This window comes from Secundilactobacillus odoratitofui DSM 19909 = JCM 15043 (genome assembly GCF_001434895.1).
GTDB classification, from domain to species: domain Bacteria; phylum Bacillota; class Bacilli; order Lactobacillales; family Lactobacillaceae; genus Secundilactobacillus; species Secundilactobacillus odoratitofui.
This window is the reverse complement of sequence record NZ_AZEE01000029.1, coordinates 29,999-46,770: the sequence shown is the minus strand read 5'-3', so window position 1 is coordinate 46,770 and position 16,772 is coordinate 29,999. Positions and strand designations below refer to the sequence as shown.

The window sequence follows — 16,772 nt, the reverse complement described above, 5'->3', positions numbered from 1 at the left end:
AGTAGGTTGGTCCATGGTCGGTATTCTCCGCACATGCGGAGGTGATCCCAGTATTGAACCAGTTTCAGTTGGCTTGTGTGAGTATTCTCCGCACATGCGGAGGTGATCCTTATGCCTGGAATCGTTCACGGTCTCCACATCAAGTATTCTCCGCACATGCGGAGGTGATCCTAGCCTCGCGGTCATTTTGAGCTGCTTCCAGATGTATTCTCCGCTGATCCTCTCAATCGTGGTCAGCTTGGCGGTGTCTAGCGGTATTCTCCGCGCATGCGGAGGTGATTCTCCCCCAAAAACCGTCGCAAAAAGAGCAAGCTCGTATTCTCCGCACATGCGGAGGTGATTCCAAAGGTGGGGTAGCGAAGACAACCAGTGCAATGTATTCTCCGTAAATGCGGAGGCGATTCAATCACCACTGCAAACGCACACGAATCGTGTTTTCCATACAATTCAATAAGGAGGTGGGTCTATGCGGCCAATGAGTCCCGCTGAAGTAGCAGCAATTCCAGACGAGCAATTAATTTTTGCGTACTGCGAATTTTTCAGCATTGCTTATCCAATTTATTTAAATGATACCGATGTTGTGCACCACATTCGTGAAGCGCTTTTAACTGGAAAACCCTTTGAACCGGTAATAGAACCTGGTATTGATTATTGAAAATTAGTCAACCTAATCAAAATAATGATATACTCATTTTGTGATATGTTGTTCCTCGCTGTGCGAGGGTGATCCAATTGTTTTTACTAGAGCGAAAGTATTCCCTGCATTAGCAGGTGTTGAAAACAACTATTAACGAAATTCAGGTATAAATACTTGAAATTTTAGCGATAGTTGTTTATGCTTTAGGTAAATTTAGATAACATTGTATTTACCAGAAAGAAGACAAACGAAATGGCAAACACCAATCAACAAATCAAAGCACTCTGGGGTAAGAAACGAACGGAAGATGGGCAACAACTGTGGCTCCCGCTACTGACTCATTTGGAGGATGCGGAACTAACCATCAATTGGCTATTTAATCATTGGCTCAGTGATAGCCAAAAAAGACTTCTATTGACTAATTTAAACGAAGAAAGTCTTCAAAAACTGGTTAAATTTATCGGCTTCAGCCACGATCTTGGGAAAGCGCTTCCATCATTTCAGACGCAGCCCTCATATGGACATGAGCAAGAAATTGATGGTCGCTTAATTGAACAACTCATTCAGAGTGGTTTTACCGGTTTAGACGAAACGGATTTAGCAGCGAGAAAACAGTCACCACATGGTAGAGCCGGTGAGGCGATTTTAGAAGAATATGGCGTACCAGAATCAATCGGTGCAATCATTGGGGCCCATCACGGGATGCCAGATGAGAATAAGCCGAAAAAACAAATCAAAGACTATAAAGCCAATTATTGGCAGAGCGATCAGGACCCTGAAATCCAAAAACCTTGGCAAGACGTCCAACGTGCGTTAGTCGAAATGGCACTATCAAAAGCTGGATATGAATCAGTAGACGAAGTACCCAATGTGACTCAACCACAGGCTGTAATCTTAGAAGGGCTATTAATCACTGCTGATTGGTTAGCTTCCAGTGAGTGGTTAGGCAATGACACTGATAAAGTCATGTTTCCACTAATTGGTATTGACGAATCGTTTGATGATATTGATGAAACCAGTCGTTTTCAGTCTGCAATGTTAACTTGGTCACTTGATGACAAGTGGCAACCACAAAACATTAGTAATGGTAATCAGGATCCCTATGAAGCCCGCTGGGGATTTTCACCTCGGCCTGTTCAAAAAGCTATGACAACGGCCATTAATGATTGTAAGGACCCAGGTATCATCGTCGTCGAGGCGCCGATGGGTTTAGGCAAGACTGAAATTGCCTTGGTGGCAGCTGAACAGCTCGCCTATAAAACTGGTAGCGACGGTCTTTTCTTCGGACTACCAACTCAGGCAACCTCTAACGCAATGTTTGATCGGGTGGATGACTGGTTGTCTTGGCAAGCGCAACGGCAGGACACTAATTTTTCGATTAATTTGATGCATGGAAAATCGAAGTTCAATCCGAACTACCAAAGTCTTCCAACCGCAGCCAACGTTCAAGATACCGGTGCTGTAACGATTAATAGTTGGTTTTCTGGTAAAAAATCGATTCTCTCCAAATTCAGTGTGGGTACTGTTGATAATTTATTATTGATGGGGTTAAAACAGCGACATCTGTTTTTGAGGCATATTGGTCTGAGTGATAAGGTAGTTATTCTCGATGAAGCTCACGCATACGACTGCTTTATGGACCAGTTCTTATACCGGGCTTTAAATTGGCTAGGTATTTATCACGTACCAGTGGTCATTCTGTCAGCAACTTTGCCTAAGCAGACTCGCAATAACCTGTTGAAGGCTTACTTCGAAGGTAAATATAATGCTAATTTCAACAACGTTGATGAATCATTGGTCCCAGATAATTGGCGTGATTCTGAAGCTTATCCACTACTTACAATTTTGGATGGTAAACAGGTTAAGCAAACAACCGAATTCCCAGGTGTTTCTGATCAAAAACCACTTCAGTTAAACGTTCAACGACTGAACATAGATGATGAAGCGTTAATTCAAAAGGTATTAACTGATATTGATGGTGGCGGAGTGGCCGGAATTATTGTAAATACGGTCAAACGTGCACAACAATTAGCGGCAATTTTACCGGAAGATATTGAATGTGTGCTACTTCATTCAGCCTTATTGGCACCGGAGCGAGTTAAGCGTGAACAATATTTACAAAACTTGATTGGGAAAAAAGGCAAACGACCTGAAAAACTCGTAGTTATTGGTACCCAGGTTCTTGAACAATCACTCGACATAGATTTTGACGTGATGTATACGGATATTGCTCCGATGGATCTAATCCTACAACGTGCCGGCCGATTGCATCGTCGTCAGATTGAACGACCGATTAAATTGCAAGAACCAAAGCTTGTTGTAATGGGTATTCAAAAGATGGGTGAGTATGGTGATGCGAATGAGTCGATTTACGGTAAATACTTATTGATGAAGACAGATGAAGTATTAGACAAGTCAATTAATTTACCTGGTGATATTTCAAAATTGGTGCAACAGGTTTACAATTTTAATCAGGACCCCGATGAATCCGGTATCATAGCTGCTAAACGGGACTTTGAACACGACTTGAAACAAAAAGAAGACAAAGCAAAAGTGTTTCGAATTGATCGACCTAAATTTGGCCGACGTGATAATTTACACGGTTGGTTAAGCCGTAGCCAAAAAAATGTCGATCAAAGCGAACAACGTGCTAGTGCCGCTGTTCGGGATATTCAAGAAACATTGGAAGTCATTCTTGTTCAACATACGTCAGATGGCAATTTTCTATTGGACGGCAGACCCTTGAAAGAGTGCCAGTCAAAGGAAATCGCGACACAGTTAATTCGCATTCCGGCAGCAGTGACGAGAGACATCGATAGTGCGATTCAAGAATTAGAGCGCCGAACCAGTCGTCTTTTCCCAGATTGGCAGGCTAGTAAGTGGCTGAAAGGCGCACTTGCATTGCCTTTAGATGATAACAACGACGCTCAACTTGGCGCTTGGCAGTTGCACTATTCAATTGAACGGGGACTCAGCTACGAAAGGGAGGGTGACGATGGTACAACAATTTAATTTGGTGACAGATCCTTGGATTAAAGTGCTTGAACTTGAAACCGGTGAAGAACAAACGGTTTCACTCACAACGCTATTCGAACATGCTCAACAGTATCGACAATTAGCGGGTGAGATGAAAACCCAAGATTTAGTAATTATGCGGCTGCTACTGGCAGTTTTGCACACGGTCTACTCACGTTTCGACGCCAACAATGAACCGTATAGTTGGCTAGAACTTGACTCAGACTCAATGCAGGTTAAGGCTGCAGTAGATGATTTTGCTTACCAGCCTGATGATTTATTGGATACTTGGGATGATTTATATCAATCTGGTAAGTTTTCTGACGTTGTTGTGCAATATCTGAAACTGTATCAGTCAAAATTTGATTTTTTTGGTGGAACACCGTTTTATCAAGTGACCGCTGACGAATACGACCAGTTGGTTCCCGCCAAAAAGAAGATTGCGACTGGAACCGGTACTGTTTCGGTCAAACAAATTAACCGGCAAGTATCGGAGAGTGGTAATACACCAGCAATCTTTTCACCCAAAGTTGCTGAATTTAAGGACCAAATCACCATTCCAGAATTGGTCCGCTGGCTTATTTCGTATCAGAACTTTACCGGCGTCACGGACAAAACCAAAATTGAAATGGAAGAGAAATTTTCTAACCCAGCTGGCTGGCTGTATCGATTAAATCCGGTGTTCGCTAAAGGTCAAACGTTATTTGATACCTTGATGTTAAATTTGGTGCTTGTGCAAACAGACGGTGATCAGATTTATCAGAATCAAAAACCAGTTTGGGAATATGACACCGTAATCAAGTATGTTGAAGAACGTAAGTTGGCACAAGCGCCTACTAATTTAGCGTTCCTGTATACGGCATGGTCACGTGTGATCCATATTGAGTGGCAAGAAGACCAACCAACCATTTTTAGTGCAGGTTTGCCGATGTTTAGTAGTATCAACTGCTTCTTGGAGCCGATGACTGTCTGGAAAATTGATAAAAGTGATAAACACGCGACGGTTGAGAACTTTAAACCAGCCGTTAAGGGCCTCCGCTCACTTGGCATCGCAATGTGGCGTAATTTTGGGTCATACGTTAAAACGAGTGAAGAAGACAGTCAGTTTAAGCCGGGGTTGGTTAAGTGGTTAAATACCTTGGATGACGCGGACATCATTCCAGATGCTCAGCAGATTAACCTAGTGTCCACAGCATTAATTAGTGATGGTAACGCGACATCCCAAGCACCAGTTGCAGAAGTAGTCGATGATATGAGTGTTAGTGCTGGGATTCTTTTTGATGACAGCGACGATTTTTGGCCTGGTCGAATTATGGGCTTGATTGATAGAACGCAAAAAGTCGGGTCTGATTATTGGCGATTTGTGGCTAAAATCGGGCAAATTCGAAATATTGATTCTAAAGCTTTTGCCAATACTGAAAGTGCGAAGTTTTATGATCGCTTAAATCAGCCATTCAAGGCATGGCTACAGTCATTAACGGACCAGGATGATCGGGATAAGAAATCGGAGGAATGGCAACAAGCGTTGCGGAAAATTGTAAATGAACAAACTGATGCTTTCATGAAGGAAGCCTCTCCACGAGATATTAAAGGCATCACGATTGTTGATAAAAACGATAATAGAAAGTTGGAAAATATTTTTACTGCCAAAAATCAACTGAATTATTGGGTTAGCCAAGATTTAGAATTGGGAAAAAGGTGAGTTAGATGAGTTTTGAAATTGGTAAAGTAACACAACGAATTATTGGACGGTTGTATGCTGATGGAAATCTTAATCGAGCAGCTTTAGCAAGCTTACGAGGTGCGGCAACAATCACCAGTCCAAAAGCTCAGCCGGTTTGGCCAATCATCTTTGCTGCATTGGATCGTAAGTATTTAAGCGAAGATGGGACGCCGACACATGCAGAAGTTGCGATTTTTGCCGCATTGAGATTGTTTGCCAACCAGCAACAAGGACGAGAAACACCGGTTTATTTAATGAAAAAAGATGATTCGAATTCAAACTTGAATTTCTTTTCAAGATTAGCTAAGTTACGTGGTACTGCTGAGAGCTCGGATGCGCTTGATCGTCGTTTTCAAACGTTAGTGTCGGCAACTACGGTGGACAGTGTCATTCATAGCTTGGTTTCACTGGGCAATATTGTGAAGTCAAACGACAAAACCGGCACCATTGATTTTCCAAGACTTGCAGAGGATTTATATTGGTTCCAGGCCAACTTTGAATACGCCAACCGCATTAAGTTGAGTTGGGGTCAAAAATACTATCGGACAGAAAATAGTCAACAAAAAGCAGAGGAGATAACTGATCATGAGTAATTTGTATGTGGATATTAACGTGTTACAAACTGTACCTTCTTCAAACATTAACCGCGACGACACTGGTGCACCAAAAACTGCGCAGTACGGTGGCGTAACTCGTGCTCGAGTTTCGTCTCAAAGTTGGAAACATGCGATGCGAGATGTATTTAAAGCGGAGAAGGTCTCAGAAGGCTTACGGACCAAGAATGCCGCAAAATTGTTGGCTGAAAGTATTACAGATTTAGATAGTTCATTATCTGAAGATGATGTGACTGCAAAGGTTGATGCAGTGTTCAAAACAGCTGGGGTTAAATTAACTAAAGACCGTCAAACTGGTGCACTATTGATGGTCAGTCGTGGCCAGTTGGAGCAGTTAGCTAAGTACGCTCTCTCGCACGATGAATTGGATAAAAAAGAAGTCAAGGCTGTACTAAAAGGTAACCAGTCCTTGGACTTAGCGTTATTTGGTCGGATGGTGGCTGATAATCCAGAATTGAATGTTGAAGCATCTGCACAAGTTGCGCATGCCATTTCGACGCACGAAATTATTCCTGAATTTGATTACTATACTGCGCTAGATGATGATCAACCCGAAGATAATACCGGTGCAGCAATGCTTGGAACGTCGGAGTACAATTCGGCCACCTTGTACCGATATGCCAACCTCAATTTGCATGAATTAATGCATAATATTGGTGAAGAGGCTGCAATTGACGGTGCACTGAATTATATTAAGAGCTTCTTACTTTCGATGCCAACGGGTAAGCAAAATAGTTATGCCAATAAAACACTACCTAATTATGTAATGGTTAGTTTGAGAACGGACACACCCGTCAACTTAGTGTCAGCGTTTGAAAAACCGGTCAAGTCAAACGATGGTTATGTAGAGGCTTCAATTAAAAGACTTGAGGCCGAATATGATTCAACTAGCCAATATGTTGAAAAGCCTGAACTTACCGCAGTATTGAGTAAATTTGAGGCTAAAGATCTTGACGGTGTCGTTTCGGCAACTAACGTGGATGATTTGCTCAACAAAGTATCTGACGGTCTGAAGAAGGCGGTGCAGGATGAAAACTTTAGCGATTAATTTTAAGGCACCACTACAGTCGTTTGGCAACGAAGCGACGTTTACGCGGAGAACGACCAATGATTATCCTTCAAAAAGTGCGGTAATTGGCATGCTGGCAGCTGCACTTGGTTATCATCGGGATGATGAACGTATTACCGACTTGAATGACTTGTTGTTTGCGGTGCGTATTGATCAACCTGGTAAGGTATTGCATGAATTTCAGACGGTAGAATGGAAAAAAGACACACGTAAAATCACGTACCGGGATTACTTGCAGGACGCAGTGTTTGTGGTCGCCATTGGCAGTGAAAACGATGCGTTTGTAGATGAACTTGAATCAGCATTAAAACATCCAAAGTTTCAACTGTATTTAGGTAGACGGTCAAACGCACCAGCTGGGATCTTGAAGACACACATAATTGCCGATAAAAATCCGGTTGATGCATTGCGAGAGATAGAGTGGCAAGCAGCAAAATGGTATCAAACAGATAATAATCACGAAACTATTTCAATAGAACTAATTGCTGATGCTAAGTTACTTTCTGGAAGTCGGAGTTACGTCATCAAGGATCAGGTGATTTCGTTCGATCAGCGAGGACGTCGATATGGTTTTCGCAGTGAAGCTAGAACGAATGTTGAACTCAAAAATCATATGTACCAAGAGCATGATCCATTGTCATACCTGTAGAAAGGAGTCGCTATGTTCTTATCTAGAGTAGAAATAGATATGAAAAATCGTCAAAAAATTAAAGACTTGACGCATTTGGGCGCATATCATAATTGGGTTGAAGAGAGTTTTCCTGATGAGATGGCCGCGGGTATTCGAAATCGGCATTTATGGCGAATTGATACACTACATGGCAAGCAATACTTGCTTGTGCTAAGTGACTCACAACCCAATCCGCAAAAATTAGTGACGTATGGCGTTGAGGGTACCGTACAAATAAAATCATATGATCGTTTTCTAGCATCCTTAGTTCAGGGGCAGACGATGAGATTTCGATTGACCGCCAATCCGACCTATGCAGTTATGCAACCCGGAAGTGATCGCGGCAAAGTTTATCCGCATGTTACTGTTCAACAACAGCGACAGTGGTTGGTAAATAAGTCTGCTAAAGCTGGATTTAAAGTATTAGGTCAAGCCAACTCAGATGGAACGGATAATTTTACTTTTGATGTTGTCAGTCGTGAGCGAGTCCCACTGCATCGCAAATCGGGACGAGGTATCAGACTTAGCCAAGTGACATTTGAGGGCCAATTAAAAATCGATGACCTTGAACTGTTTAAACAAGCTCTAACACAGGGTATCGGTCGTGAAAAAGCGTTTGGAATGGGATTAATGACGGTTATTCCGGAGGGATAGCTTATGAAAAATCAAGCTGGTGCCAAGAAAACTGACCTTTCCGAATTAGAGAGAGTTCGAAATCGGACAACTTTTTTGTATCTGGAACATGCAAGGTTAAATCGACAGGATAGCGCAATTTTAGTAACTGATAGTCAGGGAACGGTTTTCGTACCCGCTGCAATTATTAGCGTGTTGATGCTGGGCCCCGGCGTTGAGGTGACTCACCGAGCAATGGAATTGATGGGCGATTCCGGTATGAGTGTCATCTGGGTAGGCGAACGTGGCGTGCGACAGTATGCCCACGGTCGCGCATTAAGTCATTCGTCGTTATTGCTTGAGGCTCAAGCAAAGTTAGTTTCTAATAAGCGTTCGCGGTTAATGGTTGCCCGTAAGATGTATCAGATGCGATTTCCTAACGAGGATGTTTCACATTATAGTATGCAAGCATTACGTGGCAAAGAGGGTGCACGCGTTCGTCGAGTTTATCAAGAAGCTTCGGAGAGAACAGGGGTGCCGTGGACAAAAAGGACTTATCGGCCCGATGACTTTGATTCTAGTACGCCAATTAATCAGGCGCTAACCGCAGCACACCAGGCGCTGTATGGATTAAGCTATAGTGTTATCGTTGCTTTAGGTGCCTCGGCTGGGTTAGGTTTTGTACACACAGGACACGATTTATCGTTTGTCTATGATTTTGCGGACCTGTATAAGGCGGAAGTTTCCATTCCGGTTGCTTTTGAAGTCGTGAAGAACGCCGAAGAGAATGCCAATATTGGACGACTGACGCGTCTAGCAATGCGAGATGCTTTTGTTGACGGCAAGTTACTCGTTCGAATGGTGACTGATTTGAAATCAATATTAGGCATAGATCCCGATGATGAACCGGTCGAAACCATGAACTTATGGGACGACCGTGAAGGACTGCAGAAATTTGGCGTTCAGTATCACGAAGAAGAGAAGGTCGAAAGCCAATGATTGTCATTACTTTGACCAAAGTGCCGGCTTCATTACGTGGTGTTTTAACGAAATGGTATCAGGAAGTCCAAACAGGTGTTTATGTTGGGAATGTGAGCGCTAAAGTTAGAGATTTGGTTTGGAAGCGAATTTGCCGTGATATTGGGCAGGGTCAAGCGACCATGGTTTACAATGCTAAAAATGAATTTGGCTATCAATTTCGGACAACACGAAATGATTATCAGGTGATTGATTTTGATGGAGTCCCACTAATGAAACATTTGAAACAAGCACCTACTGCTAGAAAACGCGGCTTTAGTGACGCAGCTAAGCGGCGAATGGCTCAGAAAATGTCTAAGAAAGTTAACAAAGCAGTGAATGCTACCGAAGTAGTTGAACTTGTGGCAGTGGACGTTGAAACTACTGGATTAGATGTAACAAAAGATGCAATTATTTCAATCGGTGCTGTAAAAATGGGTAAGACAGGTAAATTTGAGGATTTTGATGTTTTAGTAAAAACTAAATTAGACGTTCCGGAAGCCATTACAGAGTTGACGGGAATATCAAATCATGATTTAGATTCACAGGGCATATCATTAACATCTGCTTTAGAACAATTGAAGCAGTTTGTTGGTGATTTACCTATTTGTGGGTATAATTTGCGGTTTGATGATGAATTTTTAACGACTGGATTTGAAAAAAACGCCATAACCGAATTGACGAATCGTAGAATCGATTTGTTGCCAGTGGTAAAGAAAACTAATCAATTTTTAGATAACTATCGATTAATGACGACTTTATCAAACTATTCAATTGAAAATCCGTCACCACATCATGCACTTTCGGATGCGAGAGCAACATTGAAATTGGCGACCAAACTGATTGAAAATGGCAATTTGCAAATTTAAGAATGGCGTGGTTGTAGGGATTTTTTAGTGTATTCTCCGCGCATGCGGAGGTGATCCTCACCACGTCCCAACCTTAGAAAAATAGGTGGAGTATTCTCCGCGCATGCGGAGGTGATCCCTAAAGGTTGACGACAACCTTAACTTTATCTATGTATTCTCCGCGCATGCGGAGGTGATCCTAAACAGCCCATTGGTCAGCTCAAATCGAGTGAGTATTCTCCGCGCATGCGGAGGTGATCCTGGTTCAGGATCAACGCAGGCTTGTGATCTGAGGTATTCTCCGCGCATGCGGAGGTGATCCTATGTAAGGGGATGAGAAATTGACACTAGAATTGTATTCTCCGCGCATGCGGAGGTGATCCCATTAGTTGGTGCATCAGCTTGTTCATCAGCCTGTATTCTCCGCGCATGCGGAGGTGATCCCAGCAGCACCTTTACCAGTATCACTCGTCTTACGTATTCTCCGCGCATGCGGAGGTGATCCCAATTGCGTGTACTTTAGCTTGTCACCCATGCTGTATTCTCCGCGCATGCGGAGGTGATCCTATCGTGCAAGAGTTGGTTGGCTCTGGTATGAGGTATTCTCCGCGCATGCGGAGGTGATCCCAAAATGGACCGCGCTTTACGCCAGTTGTTTAAAATTGTGTTTGCATACAACAACTGGTCTGGTGAAGTAACTGACCTGACGTTCGACCATAAGCAATCAATTCCACACAATGTGAGTGAGGAAGCTACGATTGTGGCTACTCTGAACGGACAAGTCAGTGACCCAACCAAGTTGAGCTACCTGTCTGGTATCGACGATCCACAAAAGGAAGTTGACCGACTGCACGAGCAGCAAGAACACGACCAACAAACGACAGCCAATGTCGTGCAAAGCTACCTGACTGACCAACAGAAGGGTGGTGTAGCAAATGCCACTGACGATAGTGCAGCAAAAGCAACGGATGAATCAACTGATTCGGCTGGACAACCAAACGGACAAGAAAACAGATGAGTATTACGATGAGGCATTAGCCTATATTCGCGACCATTTGCTACAGTTCTATCAGCAATATGCTGATAAGAATAGGTTGTCGATTGCACAAGCCAGTGCCCGTGTCTCTACATGGGACTTGAAGCAGTGGCAGCAGGCAATCAGCCAAATGGATATGTCAGACTGGCCAGAAGAAGCCACCATTCGTGCCAAAGCATACGGCGCGATGGCTGGCATTAACAAATCGCACATGCTCACAGCGATTATCGGTTTAGGATTGCTTGGCGCTACCACCAAGACTCAGCGAACAATAATTACGCGCACTAGCCAAGATGGCAAAGCAGAAATTAAGCGGATGAAAAAAGCTTATAAATTGACATCTAAGCAAGCTAAAAAGGTGAGCAGTGTCATTACCGACCCATCGAATACGGAGCAGTGGAGCTCACGATTATGGTCGAATCATGACGGATTAGCAAATGATGTGGAGAACCTGGTTAACCAATACCTGAAACATGGCGCAAGTTTAGTTGAACTCCAAGATGGTTTAGCCAAACATGCTAACAAAGATCAGTTTAAACCACGTCAATCCTTAGCTGACCGAATCGCTCAAGAACGATACAATACTCAACGTATTGTTCGTACTGAATCAGCTCGTTTAGTTGATGAAGTAGATATGACGACGTTCCGAATGCAAAAGGTTACATGGATAACCTGGCTTGCTGAGCCAACCGCCTGTAGTTTATGTGCGGGTATTGCCAGTGGAGGACCATATCATATTGATGACGTACCATCAATTCCTGGTGATACACACCCAAATTGCCGGTGTATAAAGGTGCCATTTGTTGCGAATGAATTGCTACCAAACTTTGAGAAAGCAACAATTCCAACACCCAAAATTAGAGATTATGTTTTGAATTTTGGCAGCCTAAAAGGCAAGGACAAGGCACGTGTATTTAAGAGCGCACTGGGTTATACTAAAGCTGATTACCAACACCTAATCGACAATATCTATGCTAATGTCGGTAAGTTTAACGCTGTTCAAGGTACCACCGACAAATGGGGTACCCGTTATTCAGTGGATATTCCTCTAAAAGGACCTAACGGGCAACGACATAAGGTTCGAACTGCGTGGATGGTCAATGAAAAGGGCATTCCTCGACTAATATCACTTTACGTAAAGGAGAAAAAACGATGAATACTGATAACCAGCTTGACCCAACAAAATTAATCACTCAACTGGACGCGGTTGAGTTCCCATATCATAAAAAGCTGGTGTGGGGTACAGTATTAGAAATCTCGACGGATAGTCTGCTTGTTGATCTCCAAGTAGGCGATGATTATGTGCAGGTTGACGTTCCGCGTAAGGATGTAACCCATGTCGTTCAACAAGATAACTAAAAACATACTGCTTTAGCACTCCATTGTGAGTGTTTTTTTTATGCCCTTTTCCGTGTGTTGCGGGCCTTAAAGAACAACCTGAGTTAGTCTCCCACGACTTTAAATGCGTATTCTCCGCGCATGCGGAGGTGATCCTCCAGTCAGAACCTAAGATTTGATCTAAGTGAAGTATTCTCCGCGCATGCGGAGGTGATCCCGAACTTGATACTGCCAGCTTCTTCTTTGACAAGTATTCTCCGCGCATGCGGAGGTGATCCTCTACCAACAGTCTTCAAAGCCAAAACAGAGATGTATTCTCCGCGCATGCGGAGGTGATCCCATCAGCTTCAAAGAGTGGCAAAAGTGGCTGCAGTATTCTCCGCGCATGCGGAGGTGATCCTGCTCATGGCATCGCCCACGTTGAGCCAGTGCAGTATTCTCCGCGCATGCGGAGGTGATCCCGCATGGTGTGAGTGATAAAGATATGGTTGAAGGTATTCTCCGCGCATGCGGAGGTGATCCCATCAGCAGATGGTACGATCACTGTCACAGCAAGTATTCTCCGCGCATGCGGAGGTGATCCCCTTGCTTGATAGCTTCGGTTGTGTGTGAAACTGTATTCTCCGCGCATGCGGAGGTGATCCCGTGCAATTCCCTTATCCAGTTATTGCAGGGCAGTATTCTCCGCGCATGCGGAGGTGATCCCGACTAAAGATGTCAGCACTCACTACATTCAAAGTATTCTCCGCGCATGCGGAGGTGATCCTTAACACGATGATTTATGACTGGCAAAATTCAGGTATTCTCCGCGCATGCGGAGGTGATCCTACACCGACTTACTTGTGACTGCAGCCGTGGTCAGTATTCTCCGCGCATGCGGAGGTGATCCTAAGCAAATGAAAGGCATGAGTACCACTCAAAAGGGTATTCTCCGCGCATGCGGAGGTGATCCTATCGCGTACACTTACTGGAAAGGTGCACACGGGTATTCTCCGCGCATGCGGAGGTGATCCCGGTTCGGCAAAAATCACCTTGTTGATAAATGAGTATTCTCCGCGCATGCGGAGGTGATCCTTTACGCCTAACCCGCAATGTTTCATACATTAAAGTATTCTCCGCGCATGCGGAGGTGATCCTCTGTTTTAATGATTTTATACGTATCATAATCAGTATTCTCCGCGCATGCGGAGGTGATCCCAGATTACTCCACGAACATCTTCATCAATCTCTGTATTCTCCGCGCATGCGGAGGTGATCCCCAAATCTTGATGAACACGGCCACTTTCCGTCAGTATTCTCCGCGCATGCGGAGGTGATCCTCTCTAACAACGTTCCTTTACCATTACCACCGTGTATTCTCCGCGCATGCGGAGGTGATCCTTTTTTGGCGTTACTTGGTAGCGAATTGACCGAGTATTCTCCGCGCATGCGGAGGTGATCCCTCAGTTGGATTCTCTTACCGGTACTGGCACAAGTATTCTCCGCGCATGCGGAGGTGATCCCCATCATTGTAGCACTTGCCAAGTTTTTTAAGAGTATTCTCCGCGCATGCGGAGGTGATCCTAACTGTTGTTCGGCGTCAATGATGGCGTTCATGTATTCTCCGCGCATGCGGAGGTGATCCCATCATTTTCAACCAACCAATCATGATAAAGCTGTATTCTCCGCGCATGCGGAGGTGATCCTATCTACGTGTACGAAACTAAACGTGGCAAGCGGTATTCTCCGCGCATGCGGAGGTGATCCCGTAACCCGCCAACTTCACCGGGACGCATTCCGGTATTCTCCGCGCATGCGGAGGTGATCCTCAGTGGGCTGAGAAGTTTCGAGATAGCCCATAGTATTCTCCGCGCATGCGGAGGTGATCCCCAAGTCAAGGTGCCGAACCAATTGGAACTTATGTATTCTCCGCGCATGCGGAGGTGATCCTATCACTGGTTGGCTGAAAGGTGCATGGGCCGGGTATTCTCCGCGCATGCGGAGGTGATCCTAATGAGGCTTACGGCTCATTTTGTTTCTAAAAGTATTCTCCGCGCATGCGGAGGTGATCCTAACCCGGTTACCAATGTTCAGACCGTCCAGACGTATTCTCCGCGCATGCGGAGGTGATCCCAAAAACTAGGAAGTGATCTTATGTCTGGGTTTGGTCACATTGTATTCTCCGCGCATGCGGAGGTGATCCTACTCCAATTGCTCAGCATGGTGATTTCAGTCTGTATTCTCCGCGCATGCGGAGGTGATCCCGACTGATTGACCAACTTTAAATAGGGTTTTAGGTATTCTCCGCGCATGCGGAGGTGACCCCGCCCTGAAACGGGGCGTTTTTGGTAGAATAAGGTATTCTCCGCGCATGCGGAGGTGATCCCAACGTGAGTATCATTTAATTTTTTAACGATTTGTATTCTCCGCGCATGCGGAGGTGATCCCTGGTGTAACTTACTGTAATTTTATTTAAACGGGTATTCTCCGCGCATGCGGAGGTGATCCCTTTGGTTGTTGTCCATTCTGGTTAAGTAGTTCGTATTCTCCGCGCATGCGGAGGTGATCCCATGCCAAACTCAAACAAAATTATCACGGTAACGTATTCTCCGCGCATGCGGAGGTGATTCCGGCTCTGGTAGGCGCTCAATTTTAACCGTAAAGTATTCTCCGCGCATGCGGAGGTGATCCCAATAAATCTAAGATAACCTTGTGAGTTGTTATGTATTCTCCGCGCATGCGGAGGTGATCCCCGAGAAGCCTATTATTATAATTCCGTTAATAAAGTATTCTCCGCGCATGCGGAGGTGATCCCTAAAATATGATGGTAAAAAAGTTCAAAAAAGTGTATTCTCCGCGCATGCGGAGGTGATCCCGTTATTTCAAAAGTGGTTGGGGTAAGCAAGTGGTATTCTCCGCGCATGCGGAGGTGATCCCCTGATTGATGTGGCTACGGATACCCCAATGTTGTATTCTCCGCGCATGCGGAGGTGATCCTCAGTAGCCATGTTCCGTTGCTTTTCTGGTGTGGTATTCTCCGCGCATGCGGAGGTGATCCCGTCAGCCCCGTGGATAGCGATGACTTTTTCAAGTATTCTCCGCGCATGCGGAGGTGATCCCGTGTACCGAGTGCCAACACCAATATCGTTCAAGTATTCTCCGCGCATGCGGAGGGAAATACATCACTTAAATCACCATAAGTTAGCCTTTTATAGGTTGGTGTAATTTAGTGAGTACTGTGACTGTGGCATATCAGAAGAAATGTTTGGTGGTTATGATTGTTGTGATTGCGTACAGTTTTATGTTTCTTTAAACATCAGCCGCACTATCTAACAAAAAACTAGATGGTGCGGCTTGGTTCATCAAAAATCAATACATTAAAGTAATCGGTTAAATCTAAAAGCTAATTCGGTCATTCAGTGTCGCATTGTGAACTGTCAACAAATTGTAATAATTAAAAATTAAGTTTACGATAAAAATATTTAACAAATGCGGTAAAATGGATGAATAGCAAATCTTAGGGATTTTCAAAAAAGGGGAAATAGAGTTATGGATAATAAGCCAAAGTTTGGAATTAACGCAGATTCACCAGAGGACAAGCCGACTGAACCAACAGTCACGCCGAATTCCTCACAACAACCACAATTTGGGACTGGGGCAGCAAATACAGAGGCAACATCAACGCCTAACCAAGATCAGCCACAGTTCGGTACCACTGTTAATCCTGCAGAATCAGCTGACAACACACCGAACTTCGGTACTGATAGCGTGCATCCACAAGCTAATACAGAAGGGAAATCAATTGGGCATTGGTTGAAGAGTATCTTTTCAATGCAACCGGTTAGCTTTTGGCTGAAACAGTATGCATTTGCTATTGTTGCTTACTTCATGATGATTAGTATCGTGACGGACGTTACCGCATCAACTAATGGCTTTTTCATTTTAGATGCACTGTTCTACCCATTTACGGTCACGATTTTACAAGAAATTGGTCGTGGTTCAAAGGGTAAAGGTGGCAATTTATGGGCCTTCTTCTTCGGTTACTCTGTTGGCGCAGTTGGTGGATCACTCATCTGGATTGGTATTTACGCACTGATTCGCTGGTTCATTTTCATGATGAAGTTCTTGTTTAGTGTCTTCATTGGCGTGATTGGTTTAATTTATATGATTAGTCAAGCTAAGAAAATGGATTTGTAAAGAGTTGGGAGGTTAGA

Annotated in this window: 13 protein-coding genes and 3 CRISPR repeat arrays (1 of these 16 cut by a window edge); all 13 genes read left to right on the top strand. The window is 44.2% G+C overall.

Going from position 1 to position 16,772, the window contains the following annotated elements:
• Positions 1 to 171: direct repeats of the CRISPR family, unit length 28 nt; unit sequence GTATTCTCCGCACATGCGGAGGTGATCC; it reaches 3,219 nt to the left of the window's first position.
• 295 nt (positions 172 to 466) lie between these two features.
• The 13 genes from FD04_RS08420 (at position 467) to FD04_RS08360 (ending at position 16,755) form a co-directional block, all read left to right on the top strand.
• Complete coding sequence (locus FD04_RS08420; protein ID WP_054700437.1) at positions 467 to 655, top strand: hypothetical protein; 189 nt, start codon at positions 467 to 469, stop codon at positions 653 to 655.
• Positions 656 to 889: 234 nt separating this feature from the next.
• The gene (locus FD04_RS08415) at positions 890 to 3,649 is read left to right on the top strand and encodes a CRISPR-associated helicase/endonuclease Cas3 (RefSeq protein ID WP_056948261.1); all 2,760 of its coding nucleotides are present in this window, start codon (positions 890 to 892) and stop codon (positions 3,647 to 3,649) included.
• Complete coding sequence (locus FD04_RS08410; RefSeq protein ID WP_056948259.1) at positions 3,633 to 5,354, top strand: type I-E CRISPR-associated protein Cse1/CasA; 1,722 nt, start codon at positions 3,633 to 3,635, stop codon at positions 5,352 to 5,354. Before FD04_RS08415 ends, FD04_RS08410 begins: the two co-directional genes overlap by 17 nt.
• Before the next feature lie 5 nt (positions 5,355 to 5,359).
• Positions 5,360 to 5,968 carry a type I-E CRISPR-associated protein Cse2/CasB gene (gene casB / locus FD04_RS08405; RefSeq protein ID WP_056948257.1) on the top strand — a complete coding sequence of 203 codons (609 nt, stop codon included), beginning with the start codon at positions 5,360 to 5,362 and terminating at the stop codon, positions 5,966 to 5,968.
• Positions 5,958 to 7,037, top strand: coding sequence for a type I-E CRISPR-associated protein Cas7/Cse4/CasC (gene cas7e, locus FD04_RS08400; protein ID WP_162255760.1), 1,080 nt, complete (start codon positions 5,958 to 5,960; stop codon positions 7,035 to 7,037). Before casB ends, cas7e begins: the two co-directional genes overlap by 11 nt.
• A complete protein-coding gene (gene cas5e / locus FD04_RS08395) occupies positions 7,018 to 7,707 on the top strand; it encodes a type I-E CRISPR-associated protein Cas5/CasD (protein WP_056948253.1) in 690 nt (229 codons plus the stop codon). The genes cas7e and cas5e overlap by 20 nt, the downstream gene beginning before the upstream one ends.
• A gap of 12 nt (positions 7,708 to 7,719) precedes the next feature.
• Positions 7,720 to 8,382, top strand: a complete 663-nt coding sequence (gene cas6e / locus FD04_RS08390) for a type I-E CRISPR-associated protein Cas6/Cse3/CasE (RefSeq protein WP_056948251.1) — start codon at positions 7,720 to 7,722, stop codon at positions 8,380 to 8,382.
• Between the two features lie 3 nt (positions 8,383 to 8,385).
• The gene (cas1e, locus tag FD04_RS08385) at positions 8,386 to 9,339 is read left to right on the top strand and encodes a type I-E CRISPR-associated endonuclease Cas1e (protein ID WP_056948248.1); all 954 of its coding nucleotides are present in this window, start codon (positions 8,386 to 8,388) and stop codon (positions 9,337 to 9,339) included.
• Positions 9,336 to 10,226, top strand: coding sequence for a type I-E CRISPR-associated endoribonuclease Cas2e (gene cas2e / locus FD04_RS08380; protein ID WP_056948246.1), 891 nt, complete (start codon positions 9,336 to 9,338; stop codon positions 10,224 to 10,226). Before cas1e ends, cas2e begins: the two co-directional genes overlap by 4 nt.
• Positions 10,227 to 10,255: 29 nt before the next feature.
• Positions 10,256 to 10,832: a CRISPR direct-repeat array (repeat unit 28 nt; unit sequence GTATTCTCCGCGCATGCGGAGGTGATCC).
• 4 nt (positions 10,833 to 10,836) lie between these two features.
• On the top strand, positions 10,837 to 11,223 hold the full coding sequence (locus tag FD04_RS08375; RefSeq protein ID WP_054700442.1) for a phage portal protein: 387 nt from the start codon (positions 10,837 to 10,839) through the stop codon (positions 11,221 to 11,223).
• Positions 11,141 to 12,397, top strand: a complete 1,257-nt coding sequence (locus FD04_RS08370; protein WP_156660428.1) for a DUF6883 domain-containing protein — start codon at positions 11,141 to 11,143, stop codon at positions 12,395 to 12,397. The genes FD04_RS08375 and FD04_RS08370 overlap by 83 nt, the downstream gene beginning before the upstream one ends.
• Positions 12,394 to 12,600: a hypothetical protein gene (locus FD04_RS08365; RefSeq protein WP_054700447.1), complete on the top strand. Its 207-nt coding sequence runs from the start codon at positions 12,394 to 12,396 to the stop codon at positions 12,598 to 12,600. Before FD04_RS08370 ends, FD04_RS08365 begins: the two co-directional genes overlap by 4 nt.
• A 107-nt stretch (positions 12,601 to 12,707) precedes the next feature.
• Positions 12,708 to 15,738: a CRISPR direct-repeat array (repeat unit 28 nt; unit sequence GTATTCTCCGCGCATGCGGAGGTGATCC).
• Positions 15,739 to 16,107: 369 nt separating this feature from the next.
• Positions 16,108 to 16,755 carry a hypothetical protein gene (locus FD04_RS08360; RefSeq protein ID WP_054700448.1) on the top strand — a complete coding sequence of 216 codons (648 nt, stop codon included), beginning with the start codon at positions 16,108 to 16,110 and terminating at the stop codon, positions 16,753 to 16,755.
• Positions 16,756 to 16,772 lie beyond the last annotated feature (17 nt).